The 2,377-nt window shown below is 68.4% G+C and carries 4 protein-coding genes; all 4 read left to right on the forward strand.

From position 1 onward, the window contains the following. Positions 1-712, forward strand: a 712-nt coding sequence (locus DMB66_RS58175) for an adenosylhomocysteinase (protein WP_125812514.1), incomplete at its 5' end; no start/stop codon positions are given. A gap of 252 nt (positions 713-964) precedes the next feature. Continuing rightward, positions 965-1,813: a helix-turn-helix transcriptional regulator gene (locus DMB66_RS58180; protein ID WP_233625588.1), complete on the forward strand. Its 849-nt coding sequence runs from the start codon at positions 965-967 to the stop codon at positions 1,811-1,813. Positions 1,814-1,855: 42 nt separating this feature from the next. Continuing rightward, on the forward strand, positions 1,856-2,062 hold the full coding sequence (locus DMB66_RS58185) for a DUF397 domain-containing protein (protein WP_125812515.1): 207 nt from the start codon (positions 1,856-1,858) through the stop codon (positions 2,060-2,062). A 136-nt stretch (positions 2,063-2,198) separates the two neighbouring features. Next, positions 2,199-2,377 (forward strand): FTR1 family protein (locus DMB66_RS58190; protein WP_199753273.1); only part of this gene is annotated, 179 nt, incomplete at its 3' end.

Below are 2,377 nucleotides of genomic sequence, written 5' to 3' on the forward strand. Positions count from 1 at the left end.
CTCGCTGATCGACGGCATCAACCGGGCCACCGACGTGCTCATCGGTGGCAAGGTCGCCGTGGTCTTCGGCTATGGCGATGTCGGCAAGGGCTGCGCCGAGTCGTTGCGTGGCCAGGGCGCCCGGGTCGTCGTCGCCGAGGTCGATCCGATCTGCGCGCTGCAGGCCGCGATGGACGGCTATCAGGTCGCCACCATGGACGACGTGGTCGGAACCGCCGACATCTTCATCACCGCGACCGGCTGCTTCGACGTCATCACCAGCGAGCACATGGCCCGGATGAAGCATCAGGCCATCGTCGGCAACATCGGCCACTTCGACAACGAGATCGACATGGCCGGCCTGGCCCGGCGCGCGGACGTGCGGCGGATCAATGTCAAGCCGCAGGTCGACGAGTGGAGGTTCGCCGACGGCCACTCCGTGATCGTGCTTTCCGAGGGCCGGCTGCTGAACCTCGGCAACGCGACCGGGCACCCGTCGTTCGTGATGAGCAACAGCTTCTCGAACCAGACGATCGCCCAGATCGAGCTGTTCACCAAGACCGACGAGTATCCCGTCGGTGTCTACGTGCTGCCCAAACACCTGGACGAGAAGGTCGCCCGGCTGCACCTGGGCGCGCTCGGGGTCAAGCTCACCGAGCTGAGCAAGGAGCAGGCGTCGTATCTGGGCGTCGCGGTCGAGGGCCCGTACAAGCCGGACCACTACCGGTACTGATGCCCGCCACCGCCGGTTCGCGTGGAAAAGCGAACCGGCGGTTGCCGCCACCGGTCCGCTTCCCTGTCTGCTGGCCGCCCCCGCAGGCGGCCCGCAGGTAGCCGCAGGGGCCCCGCGGCCTGGTGCGTGGCCTCCCGCCCGGCGACCCGCACCAAAGTCTTCCTTCCCTCTCATTACGACACGCTCTGGGCTCAACTGCAAGTGCAGAAAGTGTCGTGCAAGTTGCAGTGGGTCACCGGTACGGTGGGTCGCGTGGCGAGGTCGACGTCGATGGCCGCGCGCCGCGCGCTCGGCGACGAGCTGCGCCGGCTGCGCGGTGAACGCCGGGGTGCCGAGGTCGCGGCCCTGATGGGCTGGTCGGAGTCCAAGCTGAGCCGCATCGAGACGGCCCGGACCGGGATCCGCGAGGCCGACCTGGAGCGCCTGGCCCTGCTCTACGCGTGTACGCAGGGCGAGCAGTCCCGGCTGGCCGAGCTGGCACGCCGCGGGCGGGTCCGGGTGTGGTGGGCGCCGTACCGGTCGTGGGTGGCCGAGCCCTACGACGAGTACGTGGCGTTCGAGGCCGAGGCCGTCGTCATGTCCGAGTGGGAGGCCCAGGTGGTGCCGGGTCTGCTGCAGACGGACGAGTACGCGCACGCCGTCATCGAGGTGGGCGCCGATGTCCGGGACCCGGAGGTGGCCCAGCGCCGGATCGCCCTGCGGATGGCGCGCCAGAGCGTGCTGACCCGCGACCCGCCGCCCCGGCTCTGCGTGGTCATCGACGAGGCCGTGCTGTACAGAGAGGTCGGTGGCCGGGCCGTCCTGCGGCGACAGTTGCAGCGGCTCCTCGACGCCAGTTGGCGGCCCGGGGTCGAACTGCTGGTGGTGCCCTTCTCCGCCGGCTCGCACGCGGCCCTCACCGAGGCGTTCGTGATCTTCGAGTTTGCCGGGCATCAGCGGCCCCCGGTGGTGCACAGTGAAGATCTGATCGGCGGGCAGTTGCGCACCAAACCCGCTGACGTTCAGGTCTACCGGGATGCCTTCGCCGACCTGCGGTCCCGGGCACTCGATGTCGCACAAACCCGCGAACTCGTCGCCCGAACAGGTGACCGCCTCCGGTAGGTGCCTGCGCGTTGTAGCAGCGATATTCACCTCCTGAAAGGCATGACATTGCAGAAGAATGCTCTGACCTGGCGAAAGAGCACCCGTAGCGGTGCTGCCGGGCACTGTGTCGAAGTCGCCTCGGCCACCGCCGCGGTGTTCGTCCGCGACTCCAAGGACATCGCCGGGCCGGTTCTGGAGTTCGGGACCCGGGACTGGGCCGAGTTCCTCACCGGCGTTCGGGGCGGCGAATTCGACCACGCCCGCTGATCGGCCGACAGGGCGGTCTTCGGACCCGGAGATCGCCCTGTGACCTGCGAGATAGCTTCGTGGCTTGACTGAGATGCCTCGCTCGTGGCTAAGGTGTGCCAAGCCTTACTTAGGGATGCCTTAGCGACGGAGTGCCATGCTCGCCACCTACCTCATCGGCCTGCGTGAGGGGCTGGAGGCCACCCTGGTGGTCAGCATCCTCATCGCGTTTCTGGTGAAGGCCGACCGCAGGGACCGACTCGTTCAGGTCTGGTCCGGCGTCGGGCTCGCCGTGGCGCTGTCGGTCTTCTTCGGCTGGCTGCTCAGCTACACCTC

The sequence above is a fragment of the Actinoplanes sp. ATCC 53533 genome (assembly GCF_003947245.1).

Bases quoted from the DNA above. Each gene is read 5' to 3' on its own strand.
- DMB66_RS58185 (WP_125812515.1), top strand. From the start codon at position 1,856: ATGACATTGCAGAAGAATGCTCTGACCTGGCGAAAGAGCACCCGTAGC.